This is a genomic window from Acidovorax sp. Root275 (genome assembly GCF_001428965.1).
GTDB classification, from domain to species: Bacteria; Pseudomonadota; Gammaproteobacteria; order Burkholderiales; family Burkholderiaceae_C; genus Acidovorax; species Acidovorax radicis.
Genome location: NZ_LMJH01000007.1, coordinates 80665 through 102262 on the forward strand (window position 1 = coordinate 80665; position 21598 = coordinate 102262).

Below are 21598 nucleotides of genomic sequence, written 5' to 3' on the forward strand. Positions count from 1 at the left end.
GAAACAGCGCCATGAAACTCTTCAGCTTCCCTCTCGCATCGCTGGAAAAGGCGGTCCACAAGCGTGTCCTGACCCTGCCATCGCCCCACCGTGAGTGGTTCACCGAGCGCTGGGCGCAAAAGCCCTACAAAAAAGCGTTTATCGAGAACAAGGCGATGCCTCTCGTCACGCTCGTGGCCAAGGGCAAGACCCAGGACGATGCCGCCTTTGCAGAACTGCTGCAGGAGTGGGAAGTGACGTTTTATGACGCGGAAGAAGAGGTCCTGCGCCCGCTGATTCAGGGCGACGGCCTGCTGCAACTGATGCAGAAGAACCTTCCTCCCGAACGGGTGCAGGCGCTGCTTGCCAAGTTGACCCAGCGGCGTTTGCCCGCAGACGCAGCAGCCTCTGCCCCTACCTCCAGCCCCCAGGCAGCCGAACCCACGATCGACTGATCGACGCACCATGCCAAAACGCACAGACATCAAAAGCATTCTCATCATCGGCGCTGGCCCGATCATCATCGGCCAGGCCTGCGAATTCGACTACTCCGGCGTACAGGCCTGCAAGGCGCTGCGCGAGGAGGGCTACAAGGTCATCCTGATCAACAGCAACCCCGCGACGATCATGACCGACCCGGCCACGGCCGACGTGACCTACATCGAGCCCATCACCTGGCAGACGGTCGAGAAGATCATCGCCAAGGAACGCCCCGATGCCATCCTGCCCACCATGGGCGGCCAGACCGCGCTCAATTGCGCGCTGGACCTGTGGCACAACGGCGTGCTCGACAAGTACAAGGTCGAGCTCATCGGCGCCACGCCCGAGGCCATCGACAAGGCCGAAGACCGCCTGAAGTTCAAGGACGCCATGACCAAGATCGGTCTGGGATCCGCGCGCTCGGGCATCGCCCACAGCATGGATGAAGCCTGGGCTGTGCAAAAGAGCGTGGGCTTTCCCACCGTGATCCGCCCCAGCTTCACGCTGGGCGGCACGGGCGGCGGCATTGCCTACAACCCCGAAGAATTCGAGACCATCTGCAAGCGCGGCCTGGAAGCCTCGCCCACCAACGAACTCCTGATCGAAGAGTCGCTGCTCGGCTGGAAGGAGTACGAGATGGAAGTGGTGCGCGACAAGGCGGACAACTGCATCATCATCTGCTCCATCGAGAACCTCGACCCGATGGGCGTGCACACCGGCGACTCGATCACCGTGGCCCCCGCGCAGACGCTGACCGACAAGGAATACCAGATCCTGCGCAATGCGTCCCTGGCAGTGCTGCGCGAGATCGGTGTGGACACGGGCGGCTCCAACGTGCAGTTCTCGATCAATCCGCAAGACGGCCGCATGGTCGTGATCGAGATGAACCCGCGCGTCTCGCGCTCGTCGGCGCTGGCCTCCAAGGCCACGGGCTTCCCGATCGCCAAGGTCGCAGCCAAGCTGGCCGTGGGCTACACGCTCGATGAGCTGCGCAACGAGATCACGGGCGGCATCACGCCCGCATCGTTCGAGCCTTCCATCGACTACGTGGTCACCAAGATCCCGCGTTTCGCGTTCGAAAAATTCCCCACGGCCGACAGCCGCCTGACCACGCAGATGAAGTCCGTGGGCGAGGTCATGGCCATGGGCCGTACCTTCCAGGAATCTTTCCAGAAGGCCCTGCGCGGCCTGGAAGTGGGCGTGGACGGAATGAACGAGAAAACCCAGGACCGCGAAGTGCTCGAAAAGGAACTGGGCGAGCCCGGCCCCGAGCGCATCTGGTACGTGGGCGATGCCTTCGCCATGGGTTTGTCGGTGGACGAAGTCTTTGACCTCACCAAGATCGACAAGTGGTTCCTGGTGCAGATCGAGCAGATCGTGAAGATCGAGCTCGACATCGACAAGCTGGTGGCCGAAAAAGGCGAGGGCGCCCTGGCGGCGCTCGACGCGGGCACGCTGTTCACGCTCAAGCAAAAGGGCTTCTCCGACCGCCGTCTGGCCAAGCTGCTCAAGACCACCGAAAAGGCCGTGCGCGAAGCACGCCACGCTCTGAAGGTGCGCCCGGTGTACAAGCGCGTGGACACCTGCGCGGCCGAGTTCGCCACCAACACGGCGTACCTGTACTCCACCTACGAAGCTGCCACGCACGGCGGCGTCGCGGAATGCGAGTCGGAGCCCACCAACAACAAGAAGATCATGGTGCTGGGCGGTGGTCCGAACCGCATCGGCCAGGGCATCGAGTTCGACTACTGCTGCGTGCATGCGGCGCTGGCAATGCGGGAGGACGGCTACGAGACCATCATGGTCAACTGCAACCCCGAGACTGTCTCCACCGACTACGACACCTCCGACCGCCTGTACTTCGAGCCTGTGACGCTCGAGGACGTGCTGGAGATCGTGGACAAGGAAAAGCCGGTCGGCGTGATCGTGCAATACGGCGGCCAGACGCCTCTGAAACTCGCTCTCGGCCTGGAAGCTGCTGGCGTGCCGATCATCGGCACCAGCCCCGACATGATCGATGCCGCCGAAGACCGCGAGCGCTTCCAGAAGCTGCTGGGCGAGCTCGGCCTGCGCCAGCCGCCCAATGCGACTGCGCGCACCGAACCCGAGGCCCTGGAAAAGGCCGCCGCCCTGGGCTACCCCCTGGTGGTGCGCCCCAGCTACGTGCTGGGTGGCCGCGCGATGGAAATCGTTCACGAGCAGCGTGACCTGGAGCGCTACATGCGCGAAGCCGTCAAGGTGAGCAACGACTCGCCCGTGCTGCTGGACCGCTTCCTCTCCAACGCCATCGAGTGCGATGTGGACTGCGTGCGCGACTCGGCCGGCGTCACCTTCATCGGTGGCGTGATGGAACACATCGAACAGGCGGGCGTGCACAGCGGCGACTCCGCCTGCTCGCTGCCGCCGTACTACCTGTCGCAGCCGACCATCGACGAGATCAAGCGCCAGACCGCCGCCATGGCCCAAGGCCTGAGCGTGGTCGGCCTGATGAACGTGCAGTTCGCCATCCAGGAAGTGGACGGCAAGGACGTGATCTACGTGCTGGAAGTGAACCCGCGCGCCTCGCGCACGGTGCCCTTCGTGAGCAAGGCCACCGGCATCCAGCTGGCCAAGGTGGCCGCGCGCTGCATGGCCGGCCAGACGCTGGCATCGCAAGGCATCACCAAGGAAGTGACGCCCCCGTACTTCAGCGTGAAGGAGGCCGTGTTCCCCTTCGTGAAGTTCCCGGGCGTGGACACCATCCTCGGCCCCGAGATGAAGTCCACCGGCGAAGTCATGGGCGTGGGCAAGACCTTCGGCGAAGCCTTCGTGAAGAGCCAGCTCGGCGCGGGCACCAAGCTGCCCACGTCGGGCAAGGTGTTCCTGACCGTGAAGAACGCGGACAAGCCGCGCGCTGTCGACATCGCACGCCAGCTCGTCGCCCTGGGCTTCGAGCTCGTGGCCACCAAGGGCACGGCCGCTGCGATTGAAGCGGCCGGCGTGCCGGTCAAGGTGGTCAACAAGGTCACCGAAGGCCGCCCGCACATCGTGGACATGATCAAGAACAACGAAATTGTTATGGTCATCAACACCGTGGAAGAGCGCCGCAATGCGATTGCCGATTCGCGTGCCATCCGTACCTCGTCGCTGCTGGCCCGGGTGACCACGTTCACGACCATCTTTGGCGCCGAGGCGGCGGTGGAAGGCATGAAGTACCTGGACAAGCTCGACGTCTATTCGGTGCAGGAGCTGCACGCCCAACTGGCCGCCTGAGCCCCGGCAAAAGCGGCATAATCTTCGCCTGAACAGACACCGCCGCGCGGCAACGTGCGGCGGTTTCCTTTTGTAGACTTGCCATTTGTATCGCCCTGCGCAGCCCGGGCGTGATGTGGTGACTGACCGGTGGAAGTGCTCTTGGCGCTTTCACCGTTTTGACTTTTGGAGACGCAACACGATGGCCACCATTCCGATTACCAAGCGCGGCGCTGAAAAGCTCAAGGAAGAGCTGCACCGCCTCAAGACCGTCGAGCGCCCGGGCGTGATCACGGCTATTGCCGAAGCGCGCGCTCAAGGCGACCTCAGCGAAAACGCCGACTACGACGCCGCCAAGGACCGCCAGGGCTTTATCGAGGGCCGTATTCAGGAGATCGAGGGCAAACTCTCGGTGGCCCAGGTGATTGATCCGAGCGGTGTGGACGGCGGTGGCAAGGTCGTTTTCGGCGCGACGGTCGAACTGGAGGACGAAGAGTCTGGCGATATGGTGAAATACCAGATCGTGGGCGAAGACGAGGCAGATTTGAAGCTCGGCCTGATCAATATCTCCAGCCCCATTGCCCGGGCACTGATCGGCAAAGAGGAGGGCGACACTGCCGAAGTGCAGGCGCCCGGCGGCGTTCGTCGCTACGAAGTGGTGGCGGTCAGCTACCAGTGAACAGGCGCGGCATGCTCCATCGCCTCCCCGCTTTGGTGGCTGCCCTCTGGTGGGGCAGCCTGACCACCATTGGGTTTCTGGTGGTTCCGATGCTGTTTGCCCACCTTCCGTCGCCCATGGTGGCGGGCAACATGGCGGCCAAGCTGTTCGCGGCGCAGACGTGGGTAGCGGTGGCTTGTTGCCTGGTTTTGCTGCTGGTTTCAAGGCCAAAACAGGCCGTAGCGCAGTATCCATGGGCACAAGCTGCTATGGTTTTCATACTTGGCGGTCTGCTGCTGGCGCTGCTCACGCAGTTTGGCGTAGCACCGCGCATTGTGGCGCGGCAGGATCTGCGCCTGTGGCACAGCGTGGGGACGGTGATGTATGTGCTTCAGTGGTGCTGCGCATTGGCCGTGCTGTGGCACACGCTGCGCCACGATCTGAAGCCTTCATCTGCCGCCGATGGGCCAGACAGCGCTTGAGTCGTGGCCTGGGCTCTCAGTCCGAGGTAGGGCCACCTATTCGCGCCAATGCTCTGCTACCCAGGTCGCGGGTCGGATGTAGCGAAACCGCCGGTTGCGCCGCCCGGTCAGTGCATCGGGCGGATTGCACTCCCCATGAAAAATCACGATGCGCGCACCGGCTGGCACGAACGGGGCGCGCCAGTAGTTGGTCGGCCAAGTCGGTATGCCGTGGTATTTAAAACTCGGGCACCACGCTTCGGGCCAGTACTGCAACTTGCCTTGCCGATGCAGAAAATCCGAGAGATAAGCCTGTTCGTTGCGGAACTGTTCGCGGATTTCTGCGAAATGCGCGCGAAAGTGCTCCAGCACGTCTGGGTGCGCCCCGAGTTCAAACCGGTAGACCGATGAATTGCCCGTGACGCGCCAGGGGCGCTTGTAGTCGTGGATGATCAGAAACTCGCCCGGCCTAGTAAAGAAATCGTCCAGGCGGCCGGTGATGACCACGTCTACATCCAGGAACAAGGCCGTGCCCCGGAGTCCGTGCAGGTCCTTGCTGAAAGTGACCAGCTTGGTCCAGCCCCGTTCGGGAATGCCCGGCGGCAGATCGAGCGCCGGGATGGGCAGGCATTGCACCTCGCTGCGGATACCGGCGCTGTCATCGGTCAGGCAGACAAAGTGAAAGTCCCCGCTCAGGTGCCGGCGCACCATGGCGTAAAGCCGGTTGACGTATTCGGGGCCGTATTTCGTGCCCCATTTCATGCAGAGGACGTGGCGGGCGGGCGCCGTGCCGGCAGGTGCTGCAAAGGTTGCAGGGACTGCTTCAGGGCTCATCAGTCCGCCTGGCGCTTCTTGATGGATTTTTGTTTGGGCTTGGCGCGCTTGATCTGCCCACCCGAAGTGAGGCGCTGGTTGCCCAGCACGCGCAGTTGCTTGATCTCGGGGCGTTGGCCGCCGCGCTTGCTGTACTTCAGGACCTTGACGTCGCGCGGGCCGGGCATGCGGTCTTCATCGACCGTGCGCTCCTTGACCGGCTGAGGGCGCCAGAGCACCAGCAGCTTGCCGATGTGCTGAATCGGTGCAGCGTTGAGTTCTGCGGTGAGCTGCTGGTACATCAGTTCCCGGGCCACGCGGTCGTCGTTGAAAACACGCACCTTGATCAGCCCGTGGGCATTCAGGGCAGCGTCGATTTCCTTCTGAACGGCAGGCGTCAGGCCATCGCCGCCGATCAGGACGACGGGGTCCAGGTGGTGGGCGTTGGCGCGTTGTTCCCGGCGCTCGGCGGGAGTCAGTTGAATTTGGGGCATGGGCCGTATTATCGACGGTGCGGATTGTCGAGAGACAATGGAGCTGTATGAAAGTCAAAACCCAAAGCAAGAAGGTCAACAAGGCGTGGTTGAATGACCATGTCAACGACACCTATGTCAAGTTGGCCCACAAAGAGGGTTTTCGGGCCCGCGCAGCCTACAAGCTCAAGGAAATCGACGAACAACTGGGTCTCATCAAGCCTGGGTATACCGTGGTGGACCTGGGCTCCACGCCTGGCGCCTGGAGCCAGTACCTGCGCAGGCGCATGTCGCCGGCTGGGGCTGCAGCGGGCCAGCTCAATGGCACCATCATTGCGCTGGACCTCCTGCCCATGGAACCCATCGAGGGCGTCACCTATATCAACGGAGATTTTCGAGAGGCCGACGTGCTGGGGCGGCTGGAGGCAGCGCTCGATGGCAAGGTGGTGGATGTGGTGGTTTCGGACATGGCCCCCAATCTGTCCGGTATCGAATCGGTCGATGCGGCGCGCATTGCCCACCTGGTCGAGCTGGCCGTGGAGTTTGCTTGCAACCATTTGAAACCGGATGGGGCCCTCGTTGTCAAGCTTTTTCACGGCAGTGGTTACAGTGATCTCGTCACGCTGTTCAAGCAGACCTTCAAAGTGGTCAAACCGTTGAAGCCCAAGGCCTCGCGCGATAAATCGTCCGAAACCTTTTTGGTGGGCATGGGCCTCAAGAAGGCCCCCTGAAGAGGCTTGCCTCAAGTCAAGAATCTGTGAAATCCGACCCCAAAGCCCGTGCTGTTTCCATGGCCGCTAGGGGGAATAGGGATGGCCGGATGGCTTGAAACACCTAAAATGGGCCGCACATGCGTGCCATGACGGCAGTGTGTCCGTTTTCTGTTTTCCGCAACTGGAGCCCCGCTTGAACAATCAGTGGTTTTCAAAAATTGCCGTGTGGCTCGTTATTGCCATGGTGCTGTTCACGGTGTTCAAACAGTTTGACACCCGTTCTGGCGCCAGCGCAGGCCACGTCGGCTACTCGGAATTCCTGGAGGAAGTCCGCAGCAACCGCATCAAGAGCGCGACCATCCAGGAAGGCCAGGGCGGCACCGAGATCGTGGCCGTCACCAATGACGACCGCAAGATCCGCACGACGGCCACCTACCTCGACCGTGGCCTCGTGGGCGACCTCATTAACAACAACGTCAAGTTCGATGTGAAGCCCCGCGAAGAAGGCTCCCTGCTCATGACCCTGCTGGTCAGCTGGGGCCCCATGCTGCTGCTGATCGGCGTGTGGGTGTACTTCATGCGCCAGATGCAGGGCGGCGGCAAGGGCGGTGCCTTCAGCTTCGGCAAGAGCAAGGCACGCATGCTCGACGAGAACAACAACCAGGTCACGTTCGCGGACGTTGCGGGTTGCGACGAGGCCAAGGAAGAAGTCAAGGAAGTTGTGGACTTCCTGAAGGACCCGCAGAAGTTCCAGAAGCTGGGCGGCCGCATTCCCCGCGGCCTGCTGCTGGTGGGCCCTCCAGGTACCGGCAAGACCCTGCTGGCCAAGTCCATCGCGGGCGAAGCCAAGGTGCCGTTCTTCAGCATCTCGGGCTCGGACTTCGTGGAAATGTTCGTCGGCGTGGGCGCGGCCCGTGTGCGCGACATGTTCGACAACGCCAAGAAGAACGCCCCTTGCATCATCTTCATCGATGAAATCGATGCCGTGGGCCGCCAGCGTGGCGCGGGCCTGGGTGGTGGCAACGACGAGCGCGAGCAAACCCTGAACCAGATGCTGGTCGAGATGGACGGCTTCGAGACCAACCTGGGCGTGATCGTGGTGGCTGCGACCAACCGCCCCGACATCCTGGACGCTGCGCTGCTGCGCCCCGGCCGTTTCGACCGCCAGGTCTACGTGACGCTGCCTGATATCCGTGGCCGCGAGCAGATCCTGAACGTGCACATGCGCAAGATCCCGATCGGGCAGGACGTGGCCCCGAGCATCATCGCCCGCGGTACGCCCGGCATGAGCGGTGCCGACTTGGCCAACCTGTGCAACGAAGCGGCCCTGATGGCTGCGCGCCGCAACGCCCGCACCGTGGAAATGCAGGACTTCGAGAAGGCCAAGGACAAGATCCTGATGGGCCCCGAGCGCAAGAGCATGGTCATGCCCGAGGAAGAGCGCCGCAATACGGCCTACCACGAGTCTGGCCACGCCCTGATCGGCAAGCTGTTGCCCAAGTGCGACCCGGTGCACAAGGTCACCATCATTCCCCGCGGCCGTGCCCTGGGCGTGACGATGAGCCTGCCTGCACAAGACCGCTACAGCTACGACCGCGAGTACATGCTCAACCAGATCAGCATGCTGTTCGGTGGCCGTATTGCCGAAGAAGTGTTCATGAACCAGATGACCACCGGCGCCAGCAACGACTTCGAGCGTGCCACGCACATTGCGCGCGACATGGTCACCCGCTACGGCATGACGGATGCGCTGGGCCCCATGGTCTATGCAGAAAACGAAGGCGAAGTGTTCCTGGGCCGTTCGGTGACCAAGACCACCACCATGAGCGAGCAGACCATGGAAAAGGTGGACATGGAAGTGCGTCGCATCATCGACGAGCAGTACAACCTGGCCCGCCGCCTGATCGAGGAGAACAGCGACAAGATGCACGCCATGGCCAAGGCCTTGCTCGAATGGGAAACCATCGATACCGAGCAGTTGGACGACATCATGGCTGGCAAGGAGCCCCGTCCTCCGAAGGATTGGACGCCACGCACGCCTCCCTCATCGGGCGGTGACAATTCCAGCGGTGGCACGCCTGCGGTGACGACGGACACCGCGCCATCGGCCGCCTGAGTGCTGGCCGGTCCATTCGTTGAAACGGGGCCTTGTGCCCCGTTTTTCATGGCCGGTGTCGTGCTGCTTCCTGATCTTCAAAAGGAAGGTGCCCGTGACCTTTTCTCGATGCTCTCATGATCTGGCAGACCTCCCGTTTCTCCATTGACCTGACAGAGCCCCGTGTGATGGGCATCGTCAATGTCACACCGGACTCGTTCTCCGACGGCGGGCGCCATGGCTCTACTGCGGCGGCCCTGCGGCATTGCGAGCAGTTGTTGCGCGACGGCGCGCACATTCTGGACATTGGCGGGGAATCCACGCGCCCGGGCAGCCCGGCGGTGCCTCTGGACGAAGAGCTGGCGCGTGTGGTGCCGCTGGTGGAGGGCGCGGTGTCCCTGGGGGTGCCCATTTCCATCGACACCTACAAGCCCGAGGTCATGCGCGCGGTGCTGGACCTGGGCGCCGACGTCGTCAATGACATCTGGGCGCTGCGCCAGCCGGGGGCGGCGGAGGTGGTGGCATCGCACCCGCAATGCGGGGTCTGTCTCATGCACATGCACCGCGATCCCCAGACCATGCAGGCGGCCCCGATGGAGGGCGATGTGGTGTCGCAGGTGCTATACTTTTTGGAGCGCTCTGCGCTTGATATACAAGCGCGAGGGGTCAATAAGCCTCGAATTGTGCTGGACCCGGGCATTGGTTTTGGCAAGACGGTGGAGCAGAATTTTGCGCTGCTGGCGCACCAGTCGGCGTTGCGGGCTGCGGGCTATCCTCTTTTGGCAGGCTGGTCCCGCAAGTCATCGCTGGGCGCGGTGACGGGCTTGGCGGTAGAGCAGCGCATGGTGCCCAGTGTGGCGGCCGCCGTGCTGGCCGTGGAGCGGGGCGCTTCGGTGGTGCGCGTGCACGATGTCCGCGAAACGGTGGAGGCGCTCGCCGTGTGGCGCGCGATGCAAGCGGCCTGATGGATTCGGTCTTGGGTGGTCTGGGGCGTTGTATGAATGAGCGCATGCCAGGCCCTCTGGCCGTGGATAACAAACAATGAGATTCATACGAGGAGACGCTAGAACATGACGCGCCAATACTTTGGAACCGATGGGATTCGTGGCACCGTCGGGCAGCCACCGATCACCCCGGATTTTGTTCTGCGCCTTGCCCATGCCGTCGGGCGTGTGCTGCGCAGGACCGAGGACCGACCCACCGTGCTGATCGGCAAGGACACCCGCATTTCGGGCTACATGCTGGAAAGTGCGCTGGAGTCAGGCTTCAACTCCGCCGGTGTGGACGTGGTGCTGCTGGGCCCCTTGCCCACCCCAGGCGTGGCCTACCTGACCCGTGCGCAACGTGCAAGCCTGGGGGTGGTCATCAGCGCCAGCCACAACGCCTATCCCGACAATGGCATCAAGTTTTTCAGCGCACAGGGCACCAAGCTGCCTGACACCTGGGAACAGGCCGTAGAGGCCGCTGTGGGCGAGCCACCGGTGTGGGCCGATTCGGCCAGCCTGGGCAAGGCGCGGCGGCTCGATGATGCCGCTGGCCGCTATATCGAGTTCTGCAAGAGCACCTTCCCGCAGGACCTGACCCTCAAGGGCCTCAAGATCGTTGTCGATGCGGCACACGGTGCGGCCTATCAGGTGGCGCCCAAGGTCTTCCACGAACTGGGTGCCGAGGTGTTGTCGATAGGCTGCTCGCCCGATGGCCTCAACATCAACCACGAGGTAGGGGCCACACACCCTGATGCACTGGTGCGGGCCGTGCGCGCCAACCGCGCCGACTATGGCATTGCGCTCGATGGCGATGCGGACCGCCTTCAGATCGTCGATGCCACGGGGCGCCTGTACAACGGCGACGAGCTTCTGTACCTCATGGCTTCGGACCGCATGGGCCGCGATGAACATGTGCCGGGTGTCGTGGGCACCCTGATGACCAACATGGCCGTGGAGGTGGCGCTTCAGGCCCGGGGTGTGAAGTTTGTGCGTGCGAAGGTGGGCGACCGCTATGTGCTCGAAGAACTGGCACGGCACAAATGGGTGCTGGGCGGCGAGGGTTCGGGCCACCTGCTGGCGCTGGACCGCCACACCACCGGTGACGGCTTGGTGAGCGCACTGCAGGTGCTGCAGGCCTGTGTGCGCAGCGGCCGCACATTGGCGCAGTTGCTGGCCGACATCACGCTTTATCCGCAGGTGCTGCTGAATGTGCGCCTGGCCCCTGGCCAGGACTGGAAAGCCAACCGCTTGCTGGCAGACACCACCCAGGCGGTTGAGCAGGAGCTGGGCGCATCGGGCCGTGTGTTGATCCGCGCGAGCGGCACCGAACCGCTGCTGCGGGTGATGGTGGAAGCGCGCGACGCGCAGCAGGCCAGCACCTGTGCGCAGAAGCTGGCCGACGCGGCCCGTGCCGGCTGATGGCTCCGCAGGCCCTCTCAACCGGTGGGCACGCCGTGCGATCCGCTACGCTGATGTCTTTACCGCCAGCCCCGAACCATTGATGCCTTCAAACACTGACACACCCTCCGCCATCACCGTCCGCCCCGTGGACTATGGCAACGCCCGGGAAGCCCAGGCGTTGGTTGAGTTGCTCGACGGCTATGCAAGGGACGTGGCGGGTGGCGGCGCTCCGCTCAGTGCCGAGGTCCAGCGCGGCTTGCCCGAGGCGCTGCGCCAGCGGCCGCAGGCTTTCAGCGTGATCGCATGGGCGGCTGACGCCTCGGCGCTGCATGGCGAGGTGCCCGTGGGCCTGATCAATTGCCTGGAGGGTTTTTCGACCTTTGCGTGCCGGCCCCTGGTCAACGTGCATGACGTGGTGGTGGCGCCCGGCTGGCGGGGTCACCGCATTGCCCAGCGCATGCTGCAGTCGGTGGAGGCACTGGCGCGCGAGCGTGGTGCCTGCAAGCTCACGCTGGAAGTGCTTTCAGGCAACCACAGTGCCCTGCGCGCATATGAACGGGAAGGCTTTGCCGCCTACACGCTCGACCCCAGCATGGGGCAAGCCCAGTTCCTGCAGAAGATGCTGGATGGGGCAGAGGCTGCGCCACCTGCGGCACTCTGAATCATTTTCCGGGAGACAAGACCGTATGAAGACATTTCTGAGCCAGATCGCCGCGGTGGGCGCCACTGCATTGGCGGGGTTGCTCGCGGCGCCCGCCGCCCATGCGGGCAAGACACTCGATGGCATCAAGGCGCGCGGGCAGGTGGTGTGTGGCGTCAACACCGGGCTGGCCGGGTTTGCGATGGCGGACTCCAGCGGCAAGTGGTCAGGCCTCGATGTCGATGTCTGCAGGGCGCTTGCCGCCGCAGTGCTGGGCGATGGCCAGAAGGTCAAGTATGTGCCGCTGGACGTGCCACAACGCTTCACCGCCTTGCAATCCGGTGAGGTGGATGTGCTGTCGCGCAACACCACGTTCTCGCTGGCACGTGACGCATCGCTGGGCCTGCACCAGACGGCCGTGACCTACTACGACGGCCAGGGCTTCATCGTGCCTGCCAAGAGCAAGATCAAGAACATCCGCCAGCTCAAGGGGCAGACCGTGTGTGTGCAGTCGGGGACCACGACCGAAAAGAACCTGGCTGACTATTCCCGTGCCAACGACCTCGACATCAAGCCCGTGATGTTCGAGAAGGTGGATGCTGCAACGTCCGCCTATCTGGCAGGCCGCTGCACCGCGTTCACCACCGATGCATCGGGTCTGGCATCCCTGCGCAGTGGTGTTCCGCAAGGCGCGGCAACACACACCATCTTGCCGGAACTGATCTCCAAGGAGCCCCTGGGGCCCTTGGTGCGGCGGGGTGACGACGAGTGGTTTGCCGTGGTCAAGTGGGTGATCTACGGCCTCATCGAAGCCGAAGAGCACGGCGTGACGCAGGCCAATGCGGACCAGCTGAAGGCCAGCAGTACCCAGCCGGTGGTGCAGCGCATCGTGGGGACCTCCTCGGAAGACACCGGAAAGCTGCTTGGGCTGGACCGTGATTGGCTGCTGCGCGCTGTCAAGACCACGGGCAACTATGGCGAGATCTTTGAGCGCAATGTCGGTCAGAAGTCGCCTCTGGCGCTGCCACGTGGTCTCAACAATCTGTGGAACAAGCAGGGCCTGATGTACGCCTTCCCGATCCGCTGATCCGCTGATCCGCTGATCTCGGTGGGTTGGGGTCAACTTGGGCGGTGAGGCGCTGGATGTTCGGTCTTCCGGCGGCTTGAATTTTGTTTGCTATTAAATAAATAGCTGTTAACGCTTGTGTATCAAGCGCCAGAGGCCATTTTATCTAATTGTTCCACCCGATGCGGTTGCCTGTGGCTCCCGTGGCTCTTTCAGGAGCCATTGGTCTGGGCATGGTCCTGTCGGCAAACGTTGTTCAATGCAGTTGCCGCCGCATGAAAACTTCCAGTTCTGGTGCAGACAGCGGCATGCTGAAGTGGTAACCCTGCGCCTCGTCGCAGCCTTGCTCACGCAGGTAGGCCAATTGGCCTTCGGTCTCTACGCCTTCGGCCGTGGTGCGCATGCCCAGCGCCTGGGCCATGCGGATGATGGCGCTCACGATGGCGCGGTCGTTGCCGTCATCGCCCAGGTCGCGCACGAACGACTGGTCGATCTTGAGCTTGAAAATCTGAAAGCGCTTGAGCTGGCTCAGCGATGAGTAGCCGGTCCCAAAGTCGTCCATCGACATGCGCACGCCGCGCGCGTGCAATTGGTCCATGGTGGCCACCGCGGCATGCGGGTCGTCCACCGCCACGCCTTCGGTCAGTTCGAGTTCCAGGGAGTCGGGCGGCAGATCGAATTCGGCCAGCATGCGGCTCACCAGCTCTGGCAGCTGGGGCTGGCGAAACTGGATGGCAGACAGGTTCACGGCCATCGTCAGTTTGGGAAAACCGCTGGTGCGCCAGGTTTTGAGCTGAGCCAGCGCGGTGCGCAGCACCCATTCCCCAATCTGCAGGATTTGCCCGCTGTCTTCGGCAATGGGAATGAACTCTGCCGGCGACACCCCGCCGAGCTGCGGGTGCTGCCAGCGCAGCAGCGCTTCCACGCTGCGCACGGAGCCGTTGGTCAGGCTCATCTGCGGCTGGTAGTGCAGGTGGAACTGGTTGCGCTCCAGCGCACGGCGCAGGGCGTTTTCGAGCTGCAGCGCGCGCACCGACTGCGCCTGCATTTCGGGGGTGAAGAACTTGAAGGTGTTGCGGCCATCCAGCTTGGCGCGGTACATGGCCACATCGGCCGATTGGGTCAGCGTATCGAAGTCCGCGCCATCTTGCGGGAACAGCGCGATGCCCATGGATGGCGCCATGGTCAGCTCGTGGTGGTCGATCTGGTAGTGCTGGCGCGATGCCTCCTGCAGTTTGCCGGCCACGCGGGCGGCACCGTGCGCGTTGGCACCGGGCAGCAGCAAAATGAACTCGTCACCGCCCAGACGCGACACCGTGTCCTTGTCGCGCACCACTGCACGAAGCCTCTTGGCGATCTCCACCAGCAGCGCATCGCCCACGCGGTGGCCCAGGGAGTCGTTCACATGCTTGAAATGGTCCAGGTCCAGGAAGATCAGGGCCAGCGGCGTGTTGCCTTCCTGGGCGACGCGGATGGCCTGCTGTGCCCGTTCGGCCAGCAGCGTGCGGTTGGGCAGGCCTGTCAGGGCGTCGTAGTGGGCCAGCCAGTAGATGCGCTCCTGATCGGCCTTGCGGTCGTTAATCTCACGGTGCAGGTTGTCCACGGTTTCGCGCAGTTCGCGGGTGCGGTCCTGCACTTGCCTTTCCAGGTCTTCGTGGGTGCTGGCAAGCAGGGCCTGCGCCTGCTTGCGCTCCGTGATGTCCATGGTGATCCAGATGGAGCCCTGGGACGGATCGGCAGGGTCGATGGACTTGCTGCGCACCTCGCAGATCACGGGGGTCCCGTCCTTGCGGCACAGCTCCAGCTCGCCTTCGTAGGAGTGGCCTGCGGCCAGCTGCGGATAGCACCGGCGGCCGACTTCTTCCCAGGCGGCATCGCTGGCGTACCACTGGCGCGAGGGGCTGCCTGCCAGTTCTCCCGGCTGGTAGCCCAGCATCTGTTCAAAGTGGTGGTTGCAGCGGGTCAGATGCCTGTCACGCAGGAACGCGATCCCCACCATCGCGCTGTCGAAGAGCAACTGCTTTTCACGCACTGCCGCACCCAGCGCCGCCTGGGCGCGCTTTTGCTCATCGATGTCGTCCAGGATCCAGATAGAGCCTTCTGTCGTGTCCTGTGGGTTGATGAGCCGCCCCGTCAGGCTGCCCCAGAACAAGCTGCCATCGCATCGGCGCAGTTGGCGCTCGACGCGGAATGCCTGGCCCTGGGCCAGCACGGGATAGGCGGTGCGGCCCAGATCGCGAAACGCCTCGCGCGAGGGGTAGAACGCCTCGGTGTTGAGTCCCACCAACCGCTCGGGGCTGGCATAGCCAAAAATCTCGGCGTACCGCTGGTTGCAGCGCACCACACTGCGCTGGCGCAGGAACACAATGCCCACGCCTGCGCTGTCGAGCAGGGTTTGTTGTTCGCGCAGCGCGCGTTGCAGGGGAGTGTCGGTGGCAACTCCAGGACGCTGCAATTCTGGAGTGCTGAACGGCGCAAACATGAGACCGGTACGGGCGTAGGGCCTGGCGGCCTTGGTAATTTGTACCAAAGTGTAGCAGTGCTCCCTTACAGCCGCCGGCGCCCCTCCCGCACCTTCCGCACCGTCGCAGCACCAAGTAAGAACGTGTTCACGATCTTAGCCAGCCTTAGCGTGCCTGCTGTCCGCGCAGGTAGGCCTCGAAGGCGTCGGCCGGCAGTGGGCGGCTAAAGTAAAAGCCCTGGGCTTCATCACAGCCCTGCGCGTGCAGAAACTCGAGCTGTCCGTCGGTTTCCACCCCTTCGGCCGTGGTCTGCATGCCCAGAGCCTGCGCCATGCGGATGATGGCGCTGACGATGGCGCGGTCGTTGGCATCCTCTTCAAGATCGCGTACGAACGATTGATCGATCTTGAGCTTGTAGATCTGAAAGCGCTTGAGATAGCTCAGCGACGAGTACCCGGTGCCAAAGTCATCCATCGACAGGCGCACGCCCCGGTCGTGCAACTGGTCCATCATCGCCAGTGCAGCGGCAGGGTCGTCCACGGCGGCACCTTCGGTCAGCTCCAGCTCCAGCCTGCGGGCAGGCAGGCCGGCCTGTTCCAGGCAGCGGGTCACCATCTCGGGCAGTTGAGGGTGCCTGAATTGCACGGCAGAAACGTTCACGGAGACGGCCCGCAGGGGCAGGTGCAGATCCAGCCAGCGCTTGATGTCGGTCACCGCCGTGTGGATGACCCATTCGCCAATCGCCACGATCATGCCGCTGCTTTCGGCGACGGGGATGAACTCTGCCGGTGACACCAGGCCCAGCTCGGGGTGGCGCCAGCGCAGCAGGGCCTCCGCGCCTACCACCTGGCGCGTGGAGAGCGAAACCTGTGGCTGGTAGTGCAGCTCAAACTGGTTGCGCTCCAGTGCACGGCGCAGTGCGTTTTCTATCAGCAAGGCGCGGGCCGTGCGCGCTTCAATATCGGCGGTAAAAAATCCGTACCGGTTGCGCCCGTTTTGTTTGGCGCGGTACATGGCGGCATCCGCCCGTTGGTACAGCGTGTCGAACGATTCGCCATCGGCCGGATACATCGCAATGCCGACCGACAAGGTGGTGGTGAGCTCGTAGGGGTCGATCTGAAACGGCTGGGCCACGGCCGCGAGCAGCTGCATGGCCATTTCGGCGGCAGCGCTTGCTGTGGTGGATGGGAGCAACAGAAGAAACTCGTCACCGCCCAGGCGCGAGACCGTGTCATGGGGCCTCAAGAGGGACTGAAGCCTTTGTGCCACCGCCACAAGCAGGATGTCGCCAATTCTGTGGCCCAGTGAGTCATTGACATTCTTGAAGTGGTCCAGGTCCAGAAACAGCATCGCCAGTGTGCCACCCCGTGCCTGCTCATCGGCAATGTGGCGATGGGCGCGTTCTGCCAGCAGCGCGCGGTTGGGCAAGTTCGTGAGCGGGTCGAAGTGCGCCAGGCGTTGAATGCGGTCCTGGGCCTCGCGCTGCTGGGTGATGTCACGGAACAGCGTGATGGAATGGGTGACCACACCATTGCCGTCTCGCACACTGCTGACCGACAGCCACTGGGGGTAAGTGGAGGCGTCTTTGCGGTGTCCCAGGGCTTCGCCTTCCCAGCTTCCGCCCTGCGGCAGCTGTGCATAGACGGTATCCGCATCGAAGTCGTGGCCGGACCCCGCGACGGTGAGTAGACGCACTGACTGTCCTACCGCTTCGGCTTCTGCATACCCCGTGATCCGCGTGAACGCCCTGTTGATGCGCACGATGGTATGGGCAGCATCGGCGATCACGATGGCTTCACTGCTCTGGTCAAACACCTGCGCGGTGAGTTGCAACTGCTCCTGGGACCGCTTGCGCTCGGTGATGTCGCGCGACAGCACAATGAACCGCGGTTTTGCGTTGGGGGAAGTCGCCTTGCGCGCCGCAGACAACTCAAACCAGGTGGCGCCCAGGCGGGGCAGGTCGAGCATGATCTGCCGCCCGGTGGACCAGCCCTGCGCCTGGGCTTCATTCAGCACGTCCATCACTGACAAGGCCGCCAGCGCAGGCATCACATCGGCCACGTTGCGTCCCACCAGCGTTTCGGCGGGGGCCATGAGCAGCTCCGCGCGCGGGCTGTGCACGCTGCAGTAAAAACCATCCTGGTCGAGCTCGAAAAGCGGATCCGGTATGGCGTCGATGGTGGCGTGCAATTGCTGCTGGGTTGCCTGGATTTCCGAGGTGCGCTGCGCCACCTGGTAGGCCAGGCCTCGCTCATGCTCTTTCAGCTCGAACAGCAGCCGGGCCACGTAGGCCATCATCAAGGCAAACAGCAAGGCGATCGCGCATCGCATGGCCAGCACGCCCGGGTCTCCCCAACCCTTGATGGGGGTCAGGCTCAGCGTCCACTGTCCATTGGGCAAGGTCAGCGACCTGCCCACGGCATCGGGGCCCGGGGGCGGTGCAGAGGCTGCAATCGTCTGCTCTTCTTCCGTATCGGGCCGGATGCGCCACAGCCGGTAGTGGTATCCCCGCTGGGTCAGTTGCGGCAGGCGCGCAGCGGCGAGCACCTCGGGCAGGCGGATGGTGACGTAGGTAAAGCCCCAGAAGGTGCGGTGACCCTGGGCATCCTCCAGATAGACCGGCTGGCGCCCCACCACCCCCAGCCCGCCTTGCACCAGCTCCATGGGGCCAGCCAGGGTCAGCAGGCCTGACTCCCGTGCCCTGGCGGATTCGCGACCTTGACGCGGGTCATTGAGTTGATCGAAACCGATGGAGCTTTCGTTGCCCTGGCGCGGCACCACGTGCCTTACCACGCCGTTGGGGGACAGGCCCATGGCCGCAATGCCAGGGTAGAACGGCAGCATCTGGGTGCCGATCTCTTCAAACTGCGTCACCTGCCCTTTGCCCTGGCGTACCAAGGCGACCAGGGTGTTGTTGGCGGACAGGGCCAGTTCGATGGCGCGCTGCAAGGCCTGCACATGGTCGCCCGCCATGTCTGTCACCTGCGTGCGCTGCTGTGCCTGTTCCTGGCGCTCCAACGCCCACACCAAAGCGCCTGCACACAGTGCCGCCAGAACAAACACGACCAGCGCGCCCATGGCAGGGCTTCGGGGGCGGGCGGGGAAGGAGGCGTGCACGGTACGAGTTCCTGGACCAATTATGCAGGCCCAACGATTGCCTGCGTAGGTGCCTTCCCAGGGTACGCATGTCACGGCATTGACATGCCATCGACATGGCTGCGTCATGTGCCAATTTCACACTCGCTCCCAGGGGAAAACGGTTCCCAGCCCATGGTTGGGGCCCCCAGCCGAAACCGTCCTGACGCAAGGAGATGTTGCACCATGAATGAATTGCCCACCTTGACACCGCCCCTGCCAGCCGAAGTTGCTTCTCCGAGGGGACTTCGTGGTGCGGGTACTCTGTCTGGCGCAGCGCGTCTGGTGCCGGAACGTGGCGCCATTCAGGTGGCCTGGGCGCGCCATGAAGACGAAGTGCGCCAGGCGCAGCGGCTGCGGTTCGACGTGTTTGCAGCGGAAATGGGCGCTCGATTGACGACCCCCATCCCGGGCCATGATGTGGACCTGTTCGACGATTACTGCGAACACCTGTTGGTGCGCGATGCCCAGAGCCAGCAAGTCATTGGGACTTACAGGGTGCTCACTCCGGCACAAGCCCGACGCGTTGGTGGTACCTACAGCGATACCGAGTTCGACCTCACGCGGCTGCGTTCGCTGCGTCCCCGCATGGTGGAACTGGGGCGCAGTTGCGTGCACCCCGATCATCGCCACGGTGGCGTGATCATGGCCTTGTGGAGCGCGTTGGCGGATTTCATGGTGCGCAACCAGTTGGACACCATGATCGGCTGCGCGAGCATTCCCATGCTCTACAACGGCGTTGTGAGCGGCGATGCTGCCGCCAGCATCTGGCAGCAGGTGCGCCAGACGCACCTGGCCCCCATCGAATACCACGTGCTCCCCCGGTTGCCCTTGCCCGTGGAGCAGCTTGATGGCTCGATCACGGTAGAGCCCCCGGCACTCATCAAAGGCTACCTGCGGCTCGGGGCACGCGTGTTGGGCGCTCCGGCCTGGGACCCGGATTTCAACACCGCAGACCTGCCGATGCTGATGCGTCTGGCAGATCTTCATCCCCGCTATCGCAAGCATTTTCTGGGGGCCTGATGCGCACCGCGTTCGATGCCTTGGGTCCCTGGATGGAACCGTCCTTGGGCCACGAGGACACGGCCGACGACGCACAGGCATCCGCCGCTGGTCATCGCCGGTACCGCGCGGTCTTTATTTCTGATCTGCATCTGGGTACTCCAGGTTGCCAGGCGGTCGCATTGCTGGACTTTCTCAAGCACCATCCCAGCGATCACCTTTACTTGGTCGGCGACATCGTGGATGGTTGGCAACTGCGCCGCAAGTGGTTCTGGCCACAAGCCCACAACGATGTGGTGCAAAAGCTCCTGCGCCGCGCGCGCAAAGGGTGTCGGGTGGTGTTTGTACCCGGCAACCATGACGAATTCGCCCGTGCGTTCGTAGGCCACTCTTTTGGTGGCATCGAGGTGCGGGCCGATGCGGTTCACACGACGGCCGATGGTCGCAGCCTCTGGGTCACGCACGGAGATCATTTTGATGGGGTCATTCAGTGTGCCAAGTGGCTGGCGTATCTGGGCGACAACCTGTATGAGTTCACCCTCAAACTCAACCGGCACCTCAACACCCTGCGTGCCCGCGTGGGGTTGCCCTACTGGTCCCTGTCGGCGTACCTGAAGGGCAAGGTCAAGAAAGCACTGAACTACGTCACTGATTTTGAAGTGGCCGTTGCAGCCGAAGCGCGCCGCAGGGGACATGATGGCGTGGTGTGTGGCCATATCCACCGTGCTGAGATGCGGGAGATCGGCGGGACCCTGTATTGCAATGACGGCGACTGGGTGGAAAGCCACACCGCCCTGGTCGAGCACATGGACGGCCGACTGGAACTGCTGCAGTGGTCGGCTTCTCCGCTCGCAAATATCCCCCAGGCCGAGGCCGCTGTTGTGTTATGAAAATTGCCTTGTTGACCGATGCCTGGCTTCCCCAGGTGAATGGGGTGGTTACCACCCTGCTGGAACTGGTGCAGGCGCTTGAAACTGCCGGGCACGAGGTGCAAGTGCTGCACCCCGGTCAATTTGCAACCCGTCCCTGCCCTGGCTATCCCGGCATCGACCTGGCCGTGCGGCCGATAAAGCGCGTGGCAGAGGTACTGGACGCCATGCAGCCCGATGCCATCCACCTTGCCACAGAAGGGCCGCTGGGCTGGGCGGGGCGCCGCTACTGCCTGCGCAAGGGCCTAGCGTTCACGTCGGCTTTCCACACACGTTTTCCGGAAATACTGCATGCGGCGCTGCGTGTGCCGCTTGGTTGGGGGTATGCGCTGTTCCGGCATTTCCACCGTCCATCCTCGGGAGTGATGGTGCCCACGCAAGGCGTTCTGCAGATGCTGGAGCGTCGGGGTTTCCGCAATCTGCGCCCGTGGACCCATGGAGTCGACACGCGGGTTTTTCCGTTCCATGGCGCAACCACCCAGAGCCCGCTCATGGGCACTCTGGCGCACCCGGTGTCGCTGTATGTGGGGCGGATTTCGTACGAAAAGAACATCGAAGCTTTCCTCCGGCTCGACATGCCGGGCTCCAAGGTGGTTTGTGGTGTTGGGCCGCTGGAGGCGCGTCTCAAGGCGAAGTACCCGCAGGTTCGTTGGCTGGGCATCCTGGATCGCGCGGCTTTGGCAGAGGTCTATGCGGCCGCTGATGTGTTTGTATTTCCAAGCCGGTCAGAAACGTTTGGTTTGGTCATGCTGGAGGCCATGGCCTGCGGGACGCCTGTGGCAGCGTATCCCGAGGATGGCCCCATGGAAGTGCTGGGAGCGCATGCTGGCCAGGCCCCCAGAGGGGGTGTGTTGCAGGATGATCTGCTCCTGGCAAGCCAGCAGGCCTTGGCGATTCCCCGGTCCGAAGCACGCGCGCGGGCACTCGATTTCACCTGGGCTCATGCCGCCCGGCTGTTTGAACAGTACCTGGTCCCCGCCCGTGTGCAGGATGCATCTTGTGTGACTGTCACAAAACCTGTCACATCGTTGTCATCTGGGCGTTAAATACTGCAGGCATCCTGCACTTGCCGCG

At 63.3% G+C, this 21598-nt stretch carries 17 protein-coding genes; 13 read left to right on the forward strand and 4 right to left on the reverse strand.

Annotated elements, in window-relative coordinates:
- The first annotated feature begins 11 nt into the window (after window positions 1–11).
- From ASE52_RS09750 to ASE52_RS09765, 4 genes are all read left to right on the forward strand, one after another.
- A complete protein-coding gene (locus ASE52_RS09750) occupies window positions 12–434 on the forward strand; it encodes a hypothetical protein (protein ID WP_057225743.1) in 423 nt (140 codons plus the stop codon).
- Between the two features lie 10 nt (window positions 435–444).
- Entirely contained in the window at window positions 445–3711 is a 3267-nt protein-coding gene (gene carB / locus ASE52_RS09755) for a carbamoyl-phosphate synthase large subunit (RefSeq protein WP_057225744.1), read from the forward strand.
- A gap of 181 nt (window positions 3712–3892) precedes the next feature.
- Window positions 3893–4369: a transcription elongation factor GreA gene (gene greA / locus ASE52_RS09760; protein WP_010457870.1), complete on the forward strand. Its 477-nt coding sequence runs from the start codon at window positions 3893–3895 to the stop codon at window positions 4367–4369.
- An 11-nt stretch (window positions 4370–4380) separates the two neighbouring features.
- Complete coding sequence (locus tag ASE52_RS09765) at window positions 4381–4830, forward strand: DUF4149 domain-containing protein (RefSeq protein ID WP_010457871.1); 450 nt, start codon at window positions 4381–4383, stop codon at window positions 4828–4830.
- Between the two features lie 36 nt (window positions 4831–4866).
- Here the strand turns inward: ASE52_RS09765 and ASE52_RS09770 are convergent, their stop codons facing one another.
- Window positions 4867–5643, reverse strand: a complete 777-nt coding sequence (locus tag ASE52_RS09770) for a hypothetical protein (protein ID WP_057225745.1) — start codon at window positions 5641–5643, stop codon at window positions 4867–4869.
- A complete protein-coding gene (locus tag ASE52_RS09775; protein WP_010457873.1) occupies window positions 5643–6116 on the reverse strand; it encodes a YhbY family RNA-binding protein in 474 nt (157 codons plus the stop codon). Before ASE52_RS09775 ends, ASE52_RS09770 begins: the two co-directional genes overlap by 1 nt.
- 47 nt (window positions 6117–6163) lie before the next feature.
- On the opposite strand from ASE52_RS09775, the gene ASE52_RS09780 reads away from it, so the two are divergent.
- The 6 genes from ASE52_RS09780 (at window position 6164) to ASE52_RS09805 (ending at window position 13017) form a co-directional block, all read left to right on the forward strand.
- Window positions 6164–6826: an RlmE family RNA methyltransferase gene (locus ASE52_RS09780; RefSeq protein WP_057225746.1), complete on the forward strand. Its 663-nt coding sequence runs from the start codon at window positions 6164–6166 to the stop codon at window positions 6824–6826.
- 175 nt (window positions 6827–7001) lie between these two features.
- Window positions 7002–8924 carry an ATP-dependent zinc metalloprotease FtsH gene (ftsH, locus tag ASE52_RS09785; RefSeq protein WP_057225747.1) on the forward strand — a complete coding sequence of 641 codons (1923 nt, stop codon included), beginning with the start codon at window positions 7002–7004 and terminating at the stop codon, window positions 8922–8924.
- Between the two features lie 116 nt (window positions 8925–9040).
- On the forward strand, window positions 9041–9868 hold the full coding sequence (folP, locus tag ASE52_RS09790) for a dihydropteroate synthase (protein ID WP_057225748.1): 828 nt from the start codon (window positions 9041–9043) through the stop codon (window positions 9866–9868).
- Between the two features lie 105 nt (window positions 9869–9973).
- Window positions 9974–11308, forward strand: coding sequence for a phosphoglucosamine mutase (gene glmM / locus ASE52_RS09795; protein WP_010457877.1), 1335 nt, complete (start codon window positions 9974–9976; stop codon window positions 11306–11308).
- An 82-nt stretch (window positions 11309–11390) separates the two neighbouring features.
- On the forward strand, window positions 11391–11951 hold the full coding sequence (locus ASE52_RS09800) for a GNAT family N-acetyltransferase (RefSeq protein WP_057225749.1): 561 nt from the start codon (window positions 11391–11393) through the stop codon (window positions 11949–11951).
- Window positions 11952–11976: 25 nt separating this feature from the next.
- Window positions 11977–13017 (forward strand): amino acid ABC transporter substrate-binding protein, encoded by a 1041-nt coding sequence (locus ASE52_RS09805; protein ID WP_010457880.1) that lies wholly within the window; start codon window positions 11977–11979, stop codon window positions 13015–13017.
- 235 nt (window positions 13018–13252) lie between these two features.
- Here ASE52_RS09805 and ASE52_RS09810 read toward each other — a convergent pair whose 3' ends face one another.
- Both ASE52_RS09810 and ASE52_RS09815 read right to left on the reverse strand, forming a co-directional pair.
- The gene (locus ASE52_RS09810; RefSeq protein WP_010457881.1) at window positions 13253–15478 is read right to left on the reverse strand and encodes a bifunctional diguanylate cyclase/phosphodiesterase; all 2226 of its coding nucleotides are present in this window, start codon (window positions 15476–15478) and stop codon (window positions 13253–13255) included.
- Window positions 15479–15623: 145 nt separating this feature from the next.
- Window positions 15624–18536, reverse strand: a complete 2913-nt coding sequence (locus ASE52_RS09815; RefSeq protein WP_057225750.1) for an EAL domain-containing protein — start codon at window positions 18534–18536, stop codon at window positions 15624–15626.
- Window positions 18537–18779: 243 nt separating this feature from the next.
- Between ASE52_RS09815 and ASE52_RS09820 the strand changes: the two genes are divergently transcribed.
- Genes ASE52_RS09820 through ASE52_RS09830 form a run of 3 tightly spaced genes read left to right on the forward strand, consistent with a single transcriptional unit; the run spans window position 18780 to window position 21570 of the window.
- The gene (locus ASE52_RS09820) at window positions 18780–19616 is read left to right on the forward strand and encodes a GNAT family N-acyltransferase (RefSeq protein WP_057225752.1); all 837 of its coding nucleotides are present in this window, start codon (window positions 18780–18782) and stop codon (window positions 19614–19616) included.
- Window positions 19616–20485, forward strand: a complete 870-nt coding sequence (locus ASE52_RS09825) for a UDP-2,3-diacylglucosamine diphosphatase (RefSeq protein ID WP_057225753.1) — start codon at window positions 19616–19618, stop codon at window positions 20483–20485. The genes ASE52_RS09820 and ASE52_RS09825 overlap by 1 nt, the downstream gene beginning before the upstream one ends.
- The gene (locus ASE52_RS09830; RefSeq protein ID WP_057225754.1) at window positions 20482–21570 is read left to right on the forward strand and encodes a glycosyltransferase family 1 protein; all 1089 of its coding nucleotides are present in this window, start codon (window positions 20482–20484) and stop codon (window positions 21568–21570) included. Before ASE52_RS09825 ends, ASE52_RS09830 begins: the two co-directional genes overlap by 4 nt.
- The last annotated feature ends 28 nt before the right edge of the window (window positions 21571–21598 follow it).